The following is a 1,248-nucleotide window of genomic DNA, read 5'->3' on the forward strand; positions in this document are numbered from 1 at the left end:
GGTCGACCTGGTGAACCCGGGCGGTGGTGCCGTCGACGACGGTGCGGGCGGCGGCCTCGCGGATCTCGGCGATCGCGGTGTGCAGCCCGGCGGTGGTCGTGGCGCGGACCTCGACCTGCAGTTCGGCCTCGGGGCAGACGATGTTGGTCCGGGTGCCGGCCCGGACCACGCCGACGTTGAGGGTGACACCGGGCCGGCGGCCGTTGAGCGCCTGGAGGTCGACCACGAGGTGGGCCGCGGCCAGCGCCGCGTTGGCGCCGCGCTCGGGTTCGATGCCCGCGTGGGCCGCGCGGCCCGTGACCGTCACGAGGAGGTCGGCGACGCCCTTGCGTTCGACGACCAGGTCGCCGTTCTCCCGGGCGCACTCGAGCGCGAGGGCGTAGTCGGCTCCGGTGGCGACGCGTTCGGTGATCGGGCGGCTGGCGGGCGAGCCGATCTCCTCGTCCGGGGTGGCGAGGACGACGAGTTCGGCGAACGCGGTCCGCCCGTGCCGGACCAGGAGGTCGGCGGCGGTGATGCCGGCGAGCAGTCCTCCCTTGTCGTCGCTGACGCCGGGGCCGTGGGCCAGGCCGCCGTCGGTGCGAAAGGGGCGCGCGGCGGCCGTGCCGTCCTCGAAGACGGTGTCCATGTGGCCGACGAGCACGATCCGGGCCCCGCCGTCGGCAGCGGGCAGGGTTCCGGCGAGCCGACCGACCAGCACGTCACCACACGGGCGGCCGTCGGGCAGGCGGGTGGGGATGCGCTCGGTCGCGAAGCCGATGCGGTCCAGCCGCTGCTCGACCCAGTCCGCGACCCGGTTCACGCCCTCGGGGCTGTAGGAGCCGGAGTCCAGGGCGACCAGTTCGGCGAGTTCGGCGAGATAGGGCGGCAGCGCCGCCTCGGCGGCGGCCAGGAGGACGGCGGCGCCGACCGGGGAACGGTCCGTGGTCGGCGCCTGGCCTGCGGGGGCGCTCACAGGACCTTGGACAGGAACGCCTTGGTGCGTTCCTGCTCCGGGTCCACCAGGACGGTCCGGGGATCGCCGGCCTCGACCACGACGCCGTCGTCCATGAACACCGCGGTGTCGCCGACCTCGCGGGCGAAGCCGATCTCGTGCGTGACCACGACCATCGTCATGCCGTCCGCGGCGAGGTCCCGCATGACGTCCAGGACGTCGCCGACGAGCTCCGGGTCGAGCGCGGAGGTCGGCTCGTCGAACAGCATCAGCTTCGGCTTCATCGCCAGTGCGCGGGCGATCGCGACGCGCTG

General features: G+C 74.4%; 2 protein-coding genes. Both read right to left on the minus strand.

Going from position 1 to position 1,248, the window contains the following annotated elements; all coding sequences use genetic code 11:
- On the minus strand, positions 1 to 955 hold a 955-nt coding region (locus ABZ641_RS38165), incomplete at its 3' end, for a M20/M25/M40 family metallo-hydrolase (protein ID WP_359989245.1).
- Positions 952 to 1,248 (minus strand): ATP-binding cassette domain-containing protein (locus tag ABZ641_RS38170; protein WP_359989247.1); only part of this gene is annotated, 297 nt, incomplete at its 5' end. The genes ABZ641_RS38165 and ABZ641_RS38170, both read right to left, overlap by 4 nt.

The organism is Kitasatospora sp. NPDC007106 (genome assembly GCF_040634455.1).
GTDB lineage: Bacteria > Actinomycetota > Actinomycetes > Streptomycetales > Streptomycetaceae > Kitasatospora > Kitasatospora arboriphila.